The organism is Staphylococcus ratti (genome assembly GCF_020883535.1).
In the GTDB taxonomy this organism is placed as follows: Bacteria; Bacillota; Bacilli; order Staphylococcales; family Staphylococcaceae; genus Staphylococcus; species Staphylococcus ratti.
The window spans coordinates 781,546-799,816 of record NZ_CP086654.1; the positions used below are offsets into that span (position 1 = coordinate 781,546).

An 18,271-nucleotide genomic window follows, 5' to 3' on the forward strand; every position below is an offset into this window, starting at 1 on the left:
CAAGCTACGGAGGTTAATATATTATGGCAAAAGAATTAAAATTCTCAGAAGATGCGCGCCAAGCTATGTTACGTGGTGTAGACCAACTTGCGAATGCAGTTAAAGTAACAATTGGGCCAAAAGGACGTAATGTTGTATTAGACAAAGAATTTACGGCACCTTTAATTACAAATGATGGCGTGACAATCGCAAAAGAAATTGAATTAGAAGACCCGTATGAAAATATGGGCGCTAAACTTGTACAAGAAGTTGCTAACAAAACAAACGAAATTGCAGGGGACGGTACAACAACTGCGACAGTGCTTGCTCAAGCAATGATTCAAGAAGGACTGAAAAACGTAACAAGCGGTGCGAATCCTGTAGGAATCCGTCAAGGCATTGATAAAGCAGTAGCAGTAGCGATAGAAGCATTACATGAGATTTCTCAAAAAGTTGAAAACAAAGAAGAAATTGCGCAAGTAGGTGCCATTTCAGCTGCAGATGAAGAAGTAGGTCGTTTCATTTCTGAAGCAATGGAAAAAGTAGGTAATGATGGTGTCATATCTATAGAAGAGTCTAACGGTTTTAATACAGAATTAGACGTTGTCGAAGGTATGCAATTTGACCGTGGTTATCAGTCACCTTATATGGTAACAGATTCAGATAAAATGACTGCTGAATTAGAAAAACCGTATATATTAATTACGGATAAGAAAATTTCATCATTCCAAGACATTTTACCGCTATTAGAACAAGTGGTACAGTCTAGTCGTCCAATTCTTATCGTAGCTGATGAAGTTGACGGCGATGCGTTAACGAACCTTGTTTTAAACCGTATGCGCGGTACCTTTACTGCAGTAGCTGTAAAAGCGCCAGGATTCGGTGATAGACGTAAAGCGATGTTAGAGGACTTAGCGATTCTAACTGGTGCTCAAGTGATTACTGATGATTTAGGGCTTGAATTAAAAGAAGCAACGATTGATATGTTAGGTACAGCAAGCAAAGTAGAAGTGACAAAAGACAATACTACAGTAGTAGATGGCGATGGAGATGCTACAAATATTGATGCACGTGTGAATCAACTTAAAGCACAAATTGATGAAACAGATTCAGATTTCGATCGCGAAAAATTACAAGAACGCCTTGCTAAACTCGCTGGTGGTGTCGCAGTAATTAAAGTAGGTGCAGCTTCAGAAACTGAACTTAAAGAGCGTAAGTTACGTATTGAAGATGCGTTAAACTCTACACGTGCAGCAGTTGAAGAAGGAATTGTTGCTGGTGGTGGTACAGCATTAATGAACGTGTACCAAAATGTAAGTGAAATAGAAGCTGAAGGTGACGAAGCAACAGGTATTAATATTGTACTAAAAGCGTTACAAGCACCTGTGCGCCAAATTGCTGAAAATGCTGGCCTTGAAGGTTCGGTTATTGTAGAACGCATGAAAAATGCTGACCCAGGTGTGGGTTACAATGCGGCTACGAACGAATGGGTAAACATGCTAGAAGCAGGTATTGTAGACCCTACAAAAGTAACACGTTCTGCATTACAACATGCAGCAAGCGTAGCTGCAATGTTCTTAACAACAGAAGCGGTAGTTGCTAGCATTCCAGAAGACAAAGGAAATGACGCACCTCCAATGGGCGGCATGCCAGGTATGATGTAAAATAGCTTATAAACGTTGATTTAAAGGCATTTTACAAATCAGAATGACATAATAATGACATAAAATCCGAAAAAATAAAAATGCCCTTTAATTCAGATGAACTAAAAGGACATTTAAAATAAACATTTAGAGACGTTTTCCATAAGTTGATTAACTTTTGGAAAGCGTCTTTTTGTATGGTCAAATGCGCAACAAGAATGTTGAATGTAACCTTTTAGTTATGCTGAATACTGACTGTAGGAGAGACGAACTACTTATATGCTTTTACTTTTTCTTTTTATAAGAAAGGATATATCAGATAATAAAACCGATTGTTATGTTAGTGACCATTGAGATTTGTGGGTTTTGTATAAATTTATTATCTAGAAGGTTAAAAACTAGGATTATGATTAAAAATACTATAAAACCGATTGTTATCTTTTTACTCATTCTAGCCTTCCTCATTTATGATGTGTGCATTAGTATAAATTATATTATCAGTGGTACTATTATAAAGGGAGGACAACGAAATCTGTCCCACATCAAATGAGAAAGTAATAATTAAAAAGCCACAGTAGCTGTCTGGACTGAAAATACGCTTACAGCTTTTTTCAATCCTAGTCAGCCTTGTGGGGGTGGGACGACGAAATTAAATAGATTTCTGTCCCACTCCCTTGTAATGTGGAAGGCGATTAAGAGAACCTACACCATTAAAATGATAACTGTTTATCTATTATTCAAGTTTGCAGCAGAACTTCAAATTTATAGAAGCAGGTAAAGAGACATTTTGGTATGATATGATGCCAGCACTTGCTAATACATTTGAGCAGTTTAGATATTTAATGATTTACAGTGATAATAAAATTGTTGATTCTGCAAAAACAAAAATTGAAGTACATTTAACGAAAAAGTTAAATGGCATGTAAAAATTTTATAGTACCAACTTGTAATACTGCATTTACAAAATAAGAGGGCGTTATGCCCTCTTATTTGTATGAGGATGCAAAAGAAATGATAACAAGGTGCTTAAAGGTGAATTTTTTAGTACATTTACGGTGTAACATTACGCAATGCTAAATTGTACTTCTAAGAAATAGTTGTTTTAATACGTGCTTCATGTTTTAATAATTGTTTTTTACGGTAAAGACCACTGTTAAACCCACCTAGTTGGCCATCTTTACGTATGACACGATGACAAGGCACTATGATGGATAATGGATTGTGTCCGATTGCCGTAGCTACTGCACGTGTACTTTGAGGGCGCTCAATCATATGGGCTATGTGGCTATAATTAACGGTACTTCCTATTTTTAACTGTTGTAGTGCTTCCCACACACTTTGTTGAAAGGAAGTACCAGTAAGATAACGAGTAGGTGTTTTAAATATGGAACATTCTCCATAAAAATATGCGGTAAGCTCGCTAGCAATTTGTGCAATAATAGGGTGATGTGAAACACGTGTGAGTGAACCGCGTTTTTTTAATTTTTGTATTGTCGTAGGATAATCTTTTGAATCTTTAAAGCTAAGCATAACGAGTGTATCTTGCGTAGCGACAGCACACATTTCTCCTAAAGGTGTTTGAAAGTCTTGAAAATAAAGTTTCATTGAAATGCTCCTCTTAATTTTTAGGTTTAAACCCTTCGATACTAATGGCAACATTCCCATCACCAAATGTCTTTTTCATCATGTTTGCGACATTTTGATAGGCTTCTGGATGGTACCAAGACATTTCGTCAATAGCTTTATAAATTGAATCGATACCAAGTGCCTTCGTGCGGCGACCTTGCGACCCGTCTCCCATAAAATAATCGTCGACGGTGACTTGATGTGTATAAGGCTTTAATATATGTGCAAAATCATCAGTACAAGGCAAAACAGGAGCAATCGCAACTTGAACAGGAATATTGGCCGCTTTTAATTTAGCTAGCGTTAACAAACGTGATTTGATACTAGGGGCATGAGGCGTAAAGTGGCGGATAATTTCTTCTCGATCAGTTTCAATAGTCATGCTTACAATGAATTTTCCGGGATACCTAGATAAAATATCTATATCACGTTGAATTAATGGGCTTCTCGTTTGAATAAATAGAAAATCTGGAGGCGCTTGTGCCATAACCTCGAGTAGGTGGCGTGTAATTTCATGCTTTTTTTCAAGAGGTTGGTATGGATCTGTTGAAGATGACATGAAAATCGTAACATTCCCTTTTTGTTTTGCGCGTCGAAGCTCCTTTTCGAATTGATGGGTCACATCTTGTTTTATTGTAACCCATTCTCCCCAATTTTTTCCTGAAAATAAAGAAATAGGTGACTTGCGTACATAACAGTACTGACATCCAAATTGACAACCCATATATGGATTTAACGTATGCGTATAATATGCTAAAAAACCACTGGCTTTCGTTAAAAATTGTTTAGGTTGTCTATATTCAATTTCCATATTCATTCCTCCTAAAAGGAAACGACGAAATCAGTGGTATTGATTTCGTCGTCTTATATAGGTGTCTCGTTACTTTGCGTAATTTAAGCTTGTAAATCCTTGATAGCTTGAGCAATTGTACTAAACACGTGCTCAATTTGATCTTTTTCAATGCAACTAAATGCAATACGAATATCTTGATCATTTAATGAAATGATACCGATAGAATATTTTTCAAGGAGATATTGACGTAAAGATTCAGCATCAACACCAAACACTTGGAGCGCCATGAAATAGCCTGAATTAAAATCATAAGGTTGCCATAATGATTTGTATTCCTCTCTGTAGACGATTTCTTTTGTAATACGGTAACGCGCATTTAGTGTTTCGATGTTTTGTTGAATTTCAGCATCAAATTTTTCATTGTTTTCTAATACATATTGTACAGCTGCTTGAGATGGCGTAGCGCCGCTAGAAATATTGCTTCGGATAAGGCCTTTTAATTTGGCTTCGAGAATCGATTTTGTTTCTTCATCAGTGATTCCAAATGTCATGAAACCAACGCGAAAGCCCCATGCAAAAAATTCTTTAGTAGCACCATCAAGACGAATTGGTAATACACGTTCGTTTTGTAATTGTGTTAATGCAGTAAATATAGATTGTTCATAAACTTCTTCATAGAATAGACCATAATATGCGTCATCTACGATAGCAACGACGTTAACACCACGTTGTGCCAATTTGTCAATAGCATTAACAATGCTTTGAACTTCAGATGTTGTTGGCGTATAGCCTGTAGGGTTATTCGGATAATTTAAGAGAAGTATGACTTTTTCTTGGTTCACTTGCTCCAATTTGTTAATTAAGCCATCCGTTGTGTAATGGCCTTCATTATCAAAAATTGGGTATGTTTCAATATTTGCTTTATGGCGAATATTGAAAACGAGTTTGTAATTTCCCCAATTATGGTGAGGGAGTAGTAATGTATCATTTTCATTGACTAAAAGGTCACCTACCAAAGATAAACCATGTGTTAAAGCATTTGTTACAATAGGTGTGCTAATTTGGTTTTCCGAAAGGTCGGGGTTTTCTTTTAGCATTTTTTGCTTCCACAAAATACGCAATTGTTCAAGTCCTTGAGGGGGCGCATATGAAAATACTTCATCCGTTGTCATATGATTAAACATATCATATAACGAATCAGCATACATTTTTCCATTTTTATTTGTCGCCATACCAATTGTTGCGTTATATTCTGCAGTTTTCGCTTCTGCAGATTGTGTCAAAATGCCTTTGGGATAGTACATGCTTTTTCCTAAATCAGAAAGCATATCTAATACGATAGGGTTTGAGCGGTTTAATGCATCATTTAATGATAGGGCTAGAGGGTTCATAAATGTCAACCTTTCCTTATTTTAGATATTCTTACTATAACGTGAATTGACTAAAAGTTAAAGAGATGGAAAACGCATTCACAGAATATATTTGATTGTGTCATTCTAATTTTGTTTGGTGCAATACTATTTGCTATACTAAGTAGAAATGAGGTGAAACAATGATTAAACATCTAACAAAAATATTTTTAATCATAGCAATAAGTGTATTTTTAATCGGTGCGTTCTTCCAATTTCAAGACGAAGAAGCTGCTGCTATCAAACTATTTATTGCGTCAATTATGTTTATGATTTGTGCATTCATAAGTCGAAATAACTATCGTAAACGAAAAAGATAGAGAGACGTAACGAGTGATGATTTCGATGAAGATTAAAAGTCATAGACTAAAATTAAATTGAAGAAGGTTCAATCAGAGACTTGGCAATTTTATGCTAAAGTCTCTTTTTTCATAATGATAAAAAGTGCATATTTTCAGAAAATGAGGAAGCGGTATTGATTCAATTGTATATACTGTATATACTATTTATATACACTCTGGAGGTGGATGATGAAAATATTAATAGAAGGGCATAGTACGGCGCCTATTTATGAACAAATTAAACAACAAATTAAAGCGCAAATTTTACAAGGTAAGCTTCTACCAGGCGTATCACTTCCATCAATGAGAGAACTTGCCAGACAACTCAGCGTAAGTGTAATTACAACTAAGCGTGCTTATGAAGATTTAGAAAAAGAAGGCTACTTACAAACAGTCAGAGGCAAAGGAACTTATGTTAAAGAACAAAATGCATCGATACTTAAAGAGAAACAATTTATCGTGATTGAATCGCTCGCACAATCATTGGTAAAAGAAGCAAAAACAATAGACATGTCATTAAAAGAGCTTGAAGATATTATAGCCCTATTGTACAAGGAGGAGAACTAATGCCTGATTATGCAATTGAAATGCGTCATATTCATTATAAAAACAAAAATTTGAATTTGGAAGATATTCATTTTAATGTCCCTAGAGGCTATATTACAGGTTTAGTTGGTGCAAATGGTTCTGGAAAGACAACGATGATTCGATTAATCATGAATGTTTTGCAGCCACAACAAGGTGAGATAAAAATTTTTAATCAGTCTCTACTAAAAAATGAAGTATTCATAAAGGAAAAAATAGGTTTTGTATATTCAGAATTATACGTGAATGAAAAATGGACGGTTAAAAAATTAGTTGAAACGATTTCTTATTTCTATAAACAGTGGGATCAAGCAATGTTTATGAACTATTTAATGCGTTTTAACATTAAGTATCACTCACGTATAAACACGTTATCCTTAGGGATGAAAATGAAATTGTCATTAGCCATTGCTTTGAGTCATCATGCAGAGTTATTGATATTTGATGAACCTATGAATGGGTTAGATCCCGTTGTAAGAAAAGATTTAATGAGAATCATTCAAGAAGAACTATTGGATGAAAATAAATCAGTGTTGATGTCGACACATATCATTTCCGATTTAGAAGAAATTGTGGATTATATTATACATTTAAAAAATGGGGAAATTATAGTAAACGAATCGAAAGACGTTTTGTTAGGGACACATAAACGTGTTAAAGGTAGTTTAGAAGATTTGGATGATGAAATCAAAGCGCTTATGTTGCAATATGACATTATTGGTGAAATGTATGTAGGCATGACGAAAGAAGCGCACGTATTTAAAGAATTATTTGGGGAACGAGTCGTTATTTCTCCGATGACGATAGAAGAGATTATGGTGCACTACGAAAATATTGGAAAGGAGGAGAAGGAATGCGTCGACTTTTATTAAGAAATATTCTTTTGAGAAAGTGGACAGTTGCACTTTATTTGATAATTTTGTTATTGTTACCTTGGTATATGATTACAAAATCCATTTACCCATTATTCTGGCAAACTTTTATATTTTTAGTAACAATCATCATGTTTCTTGAGAGTGCGACGGCTTATCGATTGTTTAATCGATTTGGCAAGACCGTTGCATATGTTTTTCAACACAGTTTACCCGTATCCCGAATGCAATTATTAAATAGCCACTATTTAACAGTTTTGGGGGTGACTGTCATGGGAACAATAGTGCTTTGGGGATACGAAGTGGATCATGCATTTATTAGTATAAATGATATCCATTTTAACTTCTTTTGGATGTTTATAGCAGTTAATTTATTTAGCTTTTTATTTGGATTTCCTCAATGTAGTGAAAAAATGAATGACCACATACCGCTTTATTTATATATTATTACAATGCACTTTTTAATCCCATTAGTGATAGGATTGGGTGTTTCGGGCTACGGAATGGTAAGATATGATAACCCATTGCGCTATGATTACATTGATTTTGGTTTTTGGTATTTTATAGTAAGTGCATTATCTGCAACAATCATGTATTTTTATCAAGTGATACGTCTAAAGAGAGTATAGGAGGACATTAGGTATGCAGTTAAAACAAATTACAAAACAATACGGTAATAATACCGTTATTGACGCTATAGATTTTGCATTTAATGATAGTAAAATTGTAGGGTTGATAGGGAAAAACGGTGTTGGTAAAACAACAATTATGAAAATTATGAATGGCAACATCGTCAATTATTCAGGTGAAGTTCAAATAGCCAAAGAGGATAATATTGGTTATCTTATTGAACACCCTAAATTGTATGATAATAAATCTGGGTTATATAACTTAAAGTTGTTTGCACATGTTTTAGGCAAAGGCTACGATTCAGCATATACAGAATCTATTATACGTGCTTTTGGAATGGAAACGTATATAAAGAAAAAAGTGAAAAAATATTCGATGGGAATGAAACAAAAATTAGCGATTGCGGTTTCATTAATGAATAAACCTAAATATTTAATCCTTGATGAACCTACGAATGGCATGGATCCAGATGGTTCAATAGACGTATTAAAAACAATCGAAAAACTTGTAAAAGAATTAGATATGAAAATCTTAATTTCGAGTCATAAATTAGAAGATATTGAATTAATTTGTGACCGTGCAGTATTCCTTCGTGACGGCCATTTCGTACAAGATGTCAATTTATCTGAAGATCAAACAACGGGTCAAACGATGATTCAAGTTGAGCAAGAGGACTTTGACAAAGCAATCGAGTACCTTAAAGCGCATTTCCAAGTTATTCAAAGCCAAAAGGAATTAGGTGAAATTGTTTTAAATGTTCAAAGCAGTTACCAACCCGTATTGAAAGGATTAGCGGCTCAGAATATTTTTCCAAAATATATCGAGACGCATCGTACTTCGTTAAGAGATACGTACTTCAATATTAATCAGAGAGGTGACAAATAATGAACATCTTACAATTAATTAAATATGATATCATTAGCGTTTTAAAAAGCCCGTTAACATATATTGCTTTATTTTTAGGTATTGCACCTATCGCACTTATTGTAGGGATTATGATGGGGAACCATAACGACGTAAATCCTAACACGATGTTTAGTGTTGCAAAATGGTTCTTTTCTCTCATTGGCTTAATGTTTATTATTAAAACGTTAACGAGAGATTCAGGCCAAGGTACAATTCAACTTTTTGTTAATAATTTAAGAAATCGTATAAGTTATTTTATTGCTAAGTTTTTCTCAATCATACTGCTTTCGTTATTAATGTCTGGTGTAGTCATTTTAATCACTTATGCTATTATTTGGATAACGAATGGAAAAGATTTTGAAACGAAAAACATTTGGGAACTTATCGTTTTTTACCTTATTTTATTTTTAGTGTATGGTTTACTTTTATTCTTAATTAATATGTTTGTGCAAAAGCCAGCATTAGTATTCACTTTAGGGATTTTACTATTACTCCTTTTACCAGTTGTAAAACCATTTATACCTTTAATTCCTGAAATTGGGGAAGACATCAATAAATCGCTTAAATATATTCCTATTAGTTATTTGAGTGATAAAGCTTTAGAAAGTGGTTTAGATTTTACGAATTGGCAATGGTTCATAAATATCGCATGTATTGTAGTATTATTTATTGCTAATATGTTTGTGATTAGTAAAAAAGATATTTAATAGAGAAAGAGTGAGGACATAGTGTTGTTCTCGCTCTTTATTTTATGTGTAGAATGAAGGAGGGTGGAAATTGCTTAATGCAATTGTCATGCTTGATGACACATTCATTTGAAAATGTACCATTTTCAAATGATACGTGTTTTAAAGATGATGGTGTATGATTAATAGGACTGGACTACCATACATATGCATCTCAAAGTAGCGAGCTTTTACATAGCGCTTAATAGCGTAAAAAAAGGATAAGTCTAATAGTTAAAAAGGATTAGAGGAGGGTGTAACTATGTCATTGCTCAGTATTGGTATCGATATTGGAACGACGAGTACAAAAGCAGTTTTATTTGATGAAAGCGGAACAGTTAGAGCTAAAGCTCAAAAAGCGTATCCGTTAATGACGCCAGATATTGATACGGCCGAACAAAATCCATCAGAGATGATGGAAGCGGTTGAAGCAACGCTCAAAGAAATTATAGCTAAATCTCAAAAAATCGGTACATTATCACATATTGCTTTTAGCGCACAAATGCACAGCATATTGTTGGTAGATGAAGCTATGCGTCCTATTACACATTCTATAACATGGGCAGATAATCGTGCGAAAGAAGTGGTACTACGTTTAAAAAACGATGAAAAAGGAAAGCGACTTTATCAAAATACGGGAACACCTATTCATGCGATGTCCCCGCTATGTAAATTGATTTGGATGAAAGAAGCACGCCAAGCATTATACGCTGCTGCTTATAAAGTGATGGACATTAAAACATATATTATCTATCAATTAACGCAACAATGTGTGATGGATATGTCTATTGCCTCGGCGACAGGTTTATTTAATATTCATGATAAAAAGTGGGATGATGAAGCCCTAAAGTTGGTGGGTTTAAATGATAGCCACTTACCAGAAGTGGTACCTACAACACATGTATTATCTTTTACAAACGAAGTATGTCAACGCTTTAACCTAACCCACGATATTCCTGTTATCATCGGGGCAAGTGATGGTGTACTTTCTAATTTAGGTGTAGATAGTTATAAACAAGGAGAAGTTGCGGTTACAATAGGTACATCAGGCGCGATAAGAACGGTTGTTAAACACCCTATATTAGATCCTAAAGGCCGCACATTTTGTTACATATTAGATGATACGCATTATGTTATTGGAGGACCTGTGAACAATGGTGCGATAACGTTTCAGTGGTTGCGCGATCATGTGTTTCAAATGCCTAACCATCATGATAGTATGATGACTTTTGATGAGATGATGGCATTAGCTCAAAAAGTTAATCCAGGTGCAAATGGTTTGTTGTTTCATCCTTATCTTTCAGGGGAACGTGCGCCTATTTGGTCTTCGGAAGTAAGAGGTTCATTTATTGGTTTGACGTTAGCGCACCATCAAGGTCATATGATAAGAGCGGTACTTGAAGGTGTGCTATTTAATTTGTATTCTGTTTTGCTTGTTTTAGTAGAAATGACAGGTAGACGACCTCATAAAATTAAAGCGACAGGTGGGTTTTCAAAAAGTGTGCTTTGGCGACAATTGATGGCTGATATTTTTGACTGTCACGTTGAAATTCCAAAAAGTTATGAAAGTTCGTGTCTCGGTGCAGTTGCATTAGGATTCAAAGCTTTAGGGCATCCAAAAGCTTATTGTCACATTTCCGAGTGGATCGGAAGGACCTATTACCATGAGCCGAATGAGGAGGTTGTCCTGCAATATCAAAAACTTTCTTCTATTTTTGTTGAGACGCGTCAACAGCTCATGCGTACTTACAAAAGTATCGCTACTTACGAAAACGAAAAGTAATGAAAGGGGGAAATCATGATACAAGAAATTTGGCCAATTATAAGCGTAGTGATAGGTATTTTAGTTTTATTAATATTAATAATGAAAATCAAATTGAATACATTTATCGCATTAATTGTCACCGCAGTGGTAACAGGGATTTTATTAGGGATGCCGTTAGATAAGATTATTTCAACCATTGAAACAGGGATGGGAAATACATTAGGCCATATTGCATTGATTTTTGGTTTAGGTGCGATGTTAGGTAAGTTACTTGCAGATGGAGGCGGTGCCACACAAATTGCTGATACGTTAGTTTCACGTTTGGGACAACACTATGTCATGTGGGCTATGGTTTTAGCTTCTTTTATTATTGGCATTGCTTTGTTTTTTGAAGTGGGACTCGTATTGTTGATACCCCTCGTCTTTACTATTGCGAAAAGAATGGAAATTTCACAACTGACCCTTGGCCTGCCGATGGTAACAGCATTATCGGTTACACACGGGTTTTTACCGCCCCACCCAGGACCTGTTGTCATTGCAAAAGAACTTAATGCTCATATTGGGGAAGTCTTATTATATGGCTTTATAGTGGCTATACCGGTCACGATTATTGCAGGGCCATTATTCATAAAACTCGCACCGAAATTAACGTCACAAGCATTTTGGCGTGAAGGAAATATTGCTTCGCTTGGGGCGACGAAATCATTTGAAGCTTCAGAATTGCCAAGTTTTAAATTGAGTACGTTTACTGCTTTGCTTCCTGTGATTTTAATGTTAATGGCGACAGTTTGGCAACTTATTTCAGGTCATCAAGGCGAGGCTACAAATGTTTTTGAAAGTGGCCTTTATTTTGTTGGGACAGCTGGTACAGCAATGCTCATTGCAGTACTATTTGCAATGTATAGCATGGGACTAAAGCAACGACGCAAAATGAGCCATATTATGGATTCAGTAACACAAGCGATAAATCCAATCGGTATGATGTTGTTGATTATTGGAGGAGGAGGCGCATTTAAACAAATCCTTATCGATGGAGGCGTTGGAAAAAGTATTGAATATTGGTTTACGGATACTCATATTTCGCCACTATTGCTCGCGTGGATAGTAGCTGCAGTCCTTCGATTAGCGTTAGGTTCTGCGACTGTTGCTGCGATATCTTCAACAGGAATAATTTTACCTTTATTACAAACGGCGGATGTAAACCTTGCACTTGTGGTTCTCGCTATTGGAGCAGGAAGTGTTTTCTGTTCACATGTGAACGATGCGGGTTTTTGGATGTTTAAAGAATACTTTGGCTTAACTATAAAAGAAACCTTTTTAACGTGGTCTTTAGTTGAGACTATCATTTCAATTGCTGGCTTTACTTTCGTGTTTATTTTAAGCTTATTTGTGTAAAAAGTTTATTAGAGGGTATGGTACAGTAAAAATTAAAGAGGTGTTTACAATGCCGTGGACAATGTCAGATTACCCAGCAAGTTGGAAAAATTTAGAAGAACTTGAGAGGAAAAAGGCGATTGATATTGGTAACGCAATGTTGAAAGATGGTTATAAAGAATCAGATATTATACCGATTGCGACATCGCAAGCAGAAAAATGGTATAACAATGCGACGCAGTCAGAATTGAATGAGCTCAAAAACAAAAAAATTACACAACATCAAAAAGATGATTCTGCTACGCCACAATTAAATGATAATGATATCCATGTCTACTTTGAAGACGATGTATGGAAAGTTAAAACAGCGCATGCAAAGCAAGCTTCTGATACTTTTGAATATAAAAAAGAAGCGGTTGCGCGAGCAAAAGAAATTGCTGAAAATAAAAATACAAAAGTAATTGAACACACAAAGACAGATTAAAAAGAGATTAGGATAACAATAAAAAGAGCGTGGGACAGAAATCAAACGGATTTCTGTCCCACTTCTAACAAGAATGTTACGATATGTTGAAATAAGCGCAACATCATCTCCTAACACAGAATACTTATTTGCATGTTCTCGGTTCAATTTATAGTAATGTTTTTAAAATGGATTCATAAACATCATTCCACAATGTATGATCGGTTAAGTAGCGGTTGCGTACAGTTTGGTGGAATGTTTTTTCTTTATCTTCAAAGTCAGGGTTAGATTTATCTGGTAAGGTTTGTCGAAGTTTATTCACAAAGTTTTGAACAGACTGAGCTCTTGGTCCCCATACAGCTTGTTGTTCGAACTTTTCATTCATGAATATATAAATAGGAATAGCACGTGCCTTACCATTTGTTAAATATTGATCGATTAAATCTGTATTGGCATCACGATAAAATGCACGGACTTCCAGATTCAATTGTTCAGAAATATGCTTTAAGATAGCATTATTCATCATTGCATCTGTACACCAGTCTTCAGTAATGACTAAGACATAGTGATAACCCTTCGTGTTGATACTGTCTAACCGTTGATTGTTCGTAGGCGGTTCAAATTCTTTATAGATGCTTAAAAGGTTTTCTTTGTTTACGGACATATCATCAATATATTGGTGAATAGGTTTTGCTTCTGCATAATATGTTTTTAAATTCGCCATAAATAACACCCTCCTTCATTATATTTATTATATCAAGCGTCTTATTGAAAGAAAATTAAAAAGATTACAACAAATTAAGAATGTGACATTTAGAATACAAATAATGGTACAAGGTTTTAATTTTTATTGTTTCAAATTATAATTTGAAGTGTTGAAATGATTTTAGCGAAAAAAGGGGGGAGATTAATGGATAAAATCACTTTTTTAAATGAACTTGAGCATCAGTTAAAGCGCTTACCGAATCAACTTGTAGATAATGTGATGAATCAGTATGAAACGCATTTCTATAAAGAAAATGAAAAAGGGAAGTCTGATTCAGAAATCATCCAAGCTTTAGATAAGCCGAAGCAAATTGCAAAGAAAAAGTATGCTAAATATGCGGTCAAAGATGCCGAAATCAAACCGGATTTTAATCATATTAGAAGGGCGGTTTTTGCAACGATAGGAATGAGTATTATTACGTTATTCTTTATCGTTGTGCCATTAATTTTCATTCTTTTATTTATTATTATAGGTACGTTCATTGCATTAGGGATGATTTTAACACCAATAATTGTATTTATAACTAATATTTATGCAGGCTTGGCTCAATTCTCACTGACCAATTACTTATTTAGTTTTGCTTATTCTGGTTTAGGTCTAATGTTATTTGTATTAATTGTAAAATTTCTATGTCTATTGCGTAATGGATTGATTCGTTATCTAAAATGGAATATTAATTTTATTAAAAAAGGAACATTTCAATGATGAAAAAATTATTTATGACCGGTTTAATTATGTTTCTTGTGTTTTTTGTAATTGGGACAGTCGTATGGTTTACAGTTGAGGACAAAAATAATCGAATCGAAACAAAAGAAAAATCATTTAAACTTAATGAAATTAAAAGAATCAATGTACACTCTGATAATGCGGATGTTCACATCAAAAAAGGTGATACTTTTCATGTTAGTTACGAAGGAAAGTCTAAAGTGAATATTTCAAATCAAAATAAAACATTGCAAGTTTCGGATAATCAAAATGTGAAAAAGAGAATGTTAAATGTTAATCCTTTTAATAGTTCAAAAGCGCAACTTACTATTACAGTGCCTTCTAAACAGCTTGATGAAATTAATGTCACAACACAAGTCGGGATTTTAGATGTGGAGGATATTCAAAGTAGTAATGCGACATTTTGGAATGAAGTCACAGGTCAGATTAACGTAAATAATTGTACATTTAATGATACGAATATTACGGCAAATGAGACGTTTATTAGTGTTAATAATAGCGCACTTTCTAATTCAGAAATTAGTGTGAATAAAGGTAAAATTGCAATTAATGACGCGCTCGTTAAAAAAAGTGTTTTCAAGGTCGATCGAGGAAGTATAGAATTGAATAAAATGCAGCCAGAGTGTGATTTAAAAGCGTCAGTGAATCATGGTGATATTTCAATGCGTTACTTGAAATCACCTAAAGATGTGATGTTAAAATTAGTTCCAGAAAATGGCAAAATTCATGTTAATGTGCCTAACTTGCATCAAGGGAAAAATGGAACAGGTCAACATTTAATTGAACTTTATACGAATCAAGGAGATATTAATATTCTATAAGAGGTTGGGACAACTGCTTTGAAATACCGTTTACCGGGCTTCAAAGCGGTTATAGCGTCCTAACCTTTTATTTTGATGCAAAAGGAATATCGGTATCAAGCTTACCGATCAGTTTTGTAGTTTTGATAGGATGACCTTCTAGCCAACTGCGAAAATTAATAGCGGTAGGAGACTGATTTTCGCCTAAGCTTATCCACGCAGTCAATGTTTTAGGGTCATACATTGTCGTATGTATTGTGCCACTCCAACTTTTAAATAATTTGCTATAAACACCATAGTGAGGCTGGTTAAAACGCTTGAAAATTTCAAAACGCTCTAAGGGAGTATTCAAATTGAGATTTAAACGTTGTAATCGTTCTTCAGATTCTTTAATATAGTTACGATTTTCATGAGTTAGTAATTTGAAGTGGTTTGTACACGTGCGATCATAACGTACATCCACACTTCGAGGTGAAACTTCAACAATGGCATGTGCACCTGTTTGTTCTTGTAACATGTAGCTAAAAGAACTGCGATGAGGAATGGTTTTTAGCAGTTGAACCCCTTCAGCTACATTGCGACACGTTTCTAATATAATACGGCCAACCATATAACATACAAACCCGTTGGCAGGTTTTTTTCGATGCATAAAATTATAAGCCATAACAAGCCCATGTTCATTCATCCCGTCCATGCGTCCTGTTGTACGTGACATTGGTCCAATTTGTGCAAAACCACCATCAGTCGGACGATAGAGTTGATAGCGTCCGTCATAAGTAGCGGGGTGGTAATCATAATTGCGAATCATATAGTCGTCACCAATATAAACCGTACAGCCGCTATCCGGTAAATCAGTGAAACGATAATGTGCAAAATTTAATATAGCTTGTTTCGTGGAGAGGTTTAAAGTATCTTGAATTCCTTTAATTTCTTCCCAAATACCAGGAGCAAAAGCTTGGAATACTTTATAGGTTTCGTGGACATCAATGTCAAAGCGAGGCACACGCTTTTTCCATTCTTTTTCTCTATTTTTTAACATTTGCGTTTGTTGCATCCATTTAGCAACTTGTACACCGTAATCATAATGGCTACCTTCAAATGTTTGAATATCTATACTGACCTCTTGCATACACTTCTGTCCTTTCTGAAATCTATTTAACACAATTTGTTACGGTGTTGTAATATATCGTTAATTGTATTTGACTTTTTATACGCTTATAATAACATTATATTCAATTAAAAATTATAGAACATTGTTCAGGGAGTGATAATCATGTGGGTGAAACCATATATTATAGCAAAACAATGGTTATATCGTAATTTTTATCGTTAACTCTGGCACATACGAAAAAAAAGATTGTTACAAACTTGAGGCAATTGTATCAAGGGGTAACAATCTTTTTTGTCATACATCAGTTACATTCGGTGTAATATAAACGGATTTGATTTGATTAATATTATTATTCTTGGAAGATTCACCAAATGTTAGTGTGATGAGTGTTTTTGGTGTATTTTGATAATCTTGGTTTTCATTCGTGTACGTATAAAACATAATCATTTGATTACCGTGTATATGCGCACGATGTATCATTTCGAAATTCCATTGTGAGTGAGGGTCAGCTTCGACAGCTGCCATTCTTGTTGCTAATAATTGAATGAGTCTGGTTTTATTTAAAGCGATTGGCTCCCCCAAATCATTAATATAATAAGCGGCAACCGTATCATCAATCATTTCTGTGACGCGTTTAAGGTCATGATTCTTCCAAGAATTGAGAAATGAGATATAAGGCATTGTCGTAACCTCTTTCATACTGTTGATGTATTAAATGTAACATATTTCTTGGACGATATGAATATTAAGGCATAAACGTATGAGAAAAGGGTATAAGTTTATTGACGAATGACATTTATGTTATAATATTACATAGATAGAATAAACATTGGGATTTTGAGGTGAAACATTTATGTGTAAATTTATTGGTGGAATCTTTAAAGCGTTCTTTGCTATCATGCTTGTAATGACTGTACTTGTAGGTGTTGGTGTTGCAGTATTAGCATTTGTGTTTAAGAGAGACTTTGAAGATATTGAAAACAAAACAAAACAAATCATTTCTGATATTGAATCAAATCAAGGTTAAGAAAAGACGAACACTATGATGTGTTCGTCTTTTTATTCGTCTTAAAAATTGTTCACTTGCATAATTATTCGTCTACACAAACAGAGTTACGTTGTTACCAAAATAAAAGATAGGGTGATGATTTTGTATCAAAATCAAAACGTATTAGTATCGTATCGGTTAAATCAACAAACTGCTGAACAAGTTAAACAATTAGATAGACAACTTGGGAATCCTCATTTAGATGAAGTGGTGTCTCAAACATTCATAAAAGAAATATTGGGTGCACACCTTTTTGCTAGAAATATCACGATAGGAGTGAGTCAAGATTCTCAAATGATGGCAAGTGCAATACAGTTTAAAACACAGTTAGAAACATATCTTAATGCATGTGGTAGCTATACAAATATTGTTAAAATTGTCACTTGGAATGATGAAAGTAAAAATATGAAGAAATTCGAACGTGCTTTTATAGAAAATGACCCGGATTTATGGTTTGTATTTTCTAATGCACTTGGTTTTTCTAGATTATTGAAGCGTTTGTATCGCAATGAACGTTTTGATCCTTCAAGAACGTACTGTATTAGTAATTTATGTTCCAATCATTTACTCGAGTTGCTAGGAGGAAAGTATTTTGAAGGCATGAAAGGCTTAACGCCGTCAGGAAAACCATGGTTAGTACAACAGGGAGAAATACAAATTTTATCTTCTTAGTATCTTAAAGTGGTTATTCTTTGATAAAATAAAGCCA

21 protein-coding genes are annotated in these 18,271 nt (G+C 34.6%); 15 read left to right on the forward strand and 6 right to left on the reverse strand.

The window, feature by feature from the left end; genetic code table 11:
- Window positions 1-23 precede the first annotated feature (23 nt).
- Both groL and LN051_RS03630 read left to right on the forward strand, forming a co-directional pair.
- Window positions 24-1,643: a chaperonin GroEL gene (gene groL, locus LN051_RS03625; protein ID WP_229293234.1), complete on the forward strand. Its 1,620-nt coding sequence runs from the start codon at window positions 24-26 to the stop codon at window positions 1,641-1,643.
- Between the two features lie 722 nt (window positions 1,644-2,365).
- Window positions 2,366-2,548, forward strand: a complete 183-nt coding sequence (locus tag LN051_RS03630) for a hypothetical protein (protein WP_420853989.1) — start codon at window positions 2,366-2,368, stop codon at window positions 2,546-2,548.
- Between the two features lie 160 nt (window positions 2,549-2,708).
- Here LN051_RS03630 and LN051_RS03635 read toward each other — a convergent pair whose 3' ends face one another.
- The 3 genes from LN051_RS03635 to LN051_RS03645 all read right to left on the reverse strand — a co-directional run bounded on the left by LN051_RS03635 (window position 2,709) and on the right by LN051_RS03645 (window position 5,432).
- The gene (locus LN051_RS03635; protein WP_229293235.1) at window positions 2,709-3,227 is read right to left on the reverse strand and encodes a methylated-DNA--[protein]-cysteine S-methyltransferase; all 519 of its coding nucleotides are present in this window, start codon (window positions 3,225-3,227) and stop codon (window positions 2,709-2,711) included.
- A gap of 13 nt (window positions 3,228-3,240) precedes the next feature.
- Window positions 3,241-4,059, reverse strand: coding sequence for an SPL family radical SAM protein (locus LN051_RS03640; RefSeq protein WP_229293236.1), 819 nt, complete (start codon window positions 4,057-4,059; stop codon window positions 3,241-3,243).
- Window positions 4,060-4,142: 83 nt separating this feature from the next.
- Window positions 4,143-5,432 carry an aminotransferase class I/II-fold pyridoxal phosphate-dependent enzyme gene (locus tag LN051_RS03645; protein WP_229293237.1) on the reverse strand — a complete coding sequence of 430 codons (1,290 nt, stop codon included), beginning with the start codon at window positions 5,430-5,432 and terminating at the stop codon, window positions 4,143-4,145.
- Between the two features lie 164 nt (window positions 5,433-5,596).
- Here LN051_RS03645 and LN051_RS03650 point away from each other — a divergent pair, with 164 nt between their 5' ends.
- From LN051_RS03650 to LN051_RS03690, 9 genes are all read left to right on the forward strand, one after another.
- Entirely contained in the window at window positions 5,597-5,770 is a 174-nt protein-coding gene (locus LN051_RS03650; protein ID WP_229293613.1) for an SE1626 family protein, read from the forward strand.
- Between the two features lie 210 nt (window positions 5,771-5,980).
- A complete protein-coding gene (gene pmtR, locus LN051_RS03655) occupies window positions 5,981-6,358 on the forward strand; it encodes a PSM export ABC transporter transcriptional regulator PmtR (RefSeq protein WP_229293238.1) in 378 nt (125 codons plus the stop codon).
- Window positions 6,358-7,248 carry a phenol-soluble modulin export ABC transporter ATP-binding protein PmtA gene (gene pmtA, locus LN051_RS03660; RefSeq protein ID WP_229293239.1) on the forward strand — a complete coding sequence of 297 codons (891 nt, stop codon included), beginning with the start codon at window positions 6,358-6,360 and terminating at the stop codon, window positions 7,246-7,248. Before pmtR ends, pmtA begins: the two co-directional genes overlap by 1 nt.
- Entirely contained in the window at window positions 7,230-7,877 is a 648-nt protein-coding gene (gene pmtB, locus LN051_RS03665; RefSeq protein ID WP_229293240.1) for a phenol-soluble modulin export ABC transporter permease subunit PmtB, read from the forward strand. Before pmtA ends, pmtB begins: the two co-directional genes overlap by 19 nt.
- 13 nt (window positions 7,878-7,890) lie before the next feature.
- On the forward strand, window positions 7,891-8,763 hold the full coding sequence (pmtC, locus tag LN051_RS03670; RefSeq protein ID WP_229293241.1) for a phenol-soluble modulin export ABC transporter ATP-binding protein PmtC: 873 nt from the start codon (window positions 7,891-7,893) through the stop codon (window positions 8,761-8,763).
- Entirely contained in the window at window positions 8,763-9,491 is a 729-nt protein-coding gene (gene pmtD, locus LN051_RS03675) for a phenol-soluble modulin export ABC transporter permease subunit PmtD (RefSeq protein WP_229293242.1), read from the forward strand. The genes pmtC and pmtD overlap by 1 nt, the downstream gene beginning before the upstream one ends.
- Before the next feature lie 280 nt (window positions 9,492-9,771).
- Window positions 9,772-11,292: a gluconokinase gene (gene gntK, locus LN051_RS03680; RefSeq protein WP_229293243.1), complete on the forward strand. Its 1,521-nt coding sequence runs from the start codon at window positions 9,772-9,774 to the stop codon at window positions 11,290-11,292.
- 15 nt (window positions 11,293-11,307) lie between these two features.
- Complete coding sequence (locus tag LN051_RS03685) at window positions 11,308-12,669, forward strand: gluconate:H+ symporter (RefSeq protein WP_229293244.1); 1,362 nt, start codon at window positions 11,308-11,310, stop codon at window positions 12,667-12,669.
- Window positions 12,670-12,718: 49 nt separating this feature from the next.
- Complete coding sequence (locus LN051_RS03690; protein WP_229293245.1) at window positions 12,719-13,132, forward strand: DUF2188 domain-containing protein; 414 nt, start codon at window positions 12,719-12,721, stop codon at window positions 13,130-13,132.
- A gap of 148 nt (window positions 13,133-13,280) precedes the next feature.
- Here LN051_RS03690 and LN051_RS03695 read toward each other — a convergent pair whose 3' ends face one another.
- On the reverse strand, window positions 13,281-13,835 hold the full coding sequence (locus LN051_RS03695; protein ID WP_229293246.1) for a thioredoxin family protein: 555 nt from the start codon (window positions 13,833-13,835) through the stop codon (window positions 13,281-13,283).
- Window positions 13,836-14,021: 186 nt separating this feature from the next.
- On the opposite strand from LN051_RS03695, the gene LN051_RS03700 reads away from it, so the two are divergent.
- Both LN051_RS03700 and LN051_RS03705 read left to right on the forward strand, forming a co-directional pair.
- Window positions 14,022-14,582, forward strand: coding sequence for an HAAS signaling domain-containing protein (locus LN051_RS03700; protein WP_229293247.1), 561 nt, complete (start codon window positions 14,022-14,024; stop codon window positions 14,580-14,582).
- Window positions 14,579-15,424 (forward strand): DUF4097 family beta strand repeat-containing protein, encoded by an 846-nt coding sequence (locus LN051_RS03705; protein ID WP_229293248.1) that lies wholly within the window; start codon window positions 14,579-14,581, stop codon window positions 15,422-15,424. The genes LN051_RS03700 and LN051_RS03705 overlap by 4 nt, the downstream gene beginning before the upstream one ends.
- Window positions 15,425-15,491: 67 nt before the next feature.
- On the opposite strand, the gene LN051_RS03710 is transcribed toward LN051_RS03705, so the two are convergent.
- Together LN051_RS03710 and LN051_RS03715 are read right to left on the reverse strand one after the other, a co-directional pair.
- Window positions 15,492-16,532: a C45 family autoproteolytic acyltransferase/hydrolase gene (locus LN051_RS03710; RefSeq protein ID WP_229293249.1), complete on the reverse strand. Its 1,041-nt coding sequence runs from the start codon at window positions 16,530-16,532 to the stop codon at window positions 15,492-15,494.
- 276 nt (window positions 16,533-16,808) lie between these two features.
- Complete coding sequence (locus tag LN051_RS03715; protein ID WP_229293250.1) at window positions 16,809-17,213, reverse strand: hypothetical protein; 405 nt, start codon at window positions 17,211-17,213, stop codon at window positions 16,809-16,811.
- A gap of 154 nt (window positions 17,214-17,367) precedes the next feature.
- Between LN051_RS03715 and LN051_RS03720 the strand changes: the two genes are divergently transcribed.
- Together LN051_RS03720 and LN051_RS03725 are read left to right on the forward strand one after the other, a co-directional pair.
- On the forward strand, window positions 17,368-17,541 hold the full coding sequence (locus LN051_RS03720) for a hypothetical protein (RefSeq protein WP_229293251.1): 174 nt from the start codon (window positions 17,368-17,370) through the stop codon (window positions 17,539-17,541).
- Between the two features lie 117 nt (window positions 17,542-17,658).
- Window positions 17,659-18,234 (forward strand): hypothetical protein, encoded by a 576-nt coding sequence (locus LN051_RS03725; protein ID WP_229293252.1) that lies wholly within the window; start codon window positions 17,659-17,661, stop codon window positions 18,232-18,234.
- The last annotated feature ends 37 nt before the right edge of the window (window positions 18,235-18,271 follow it).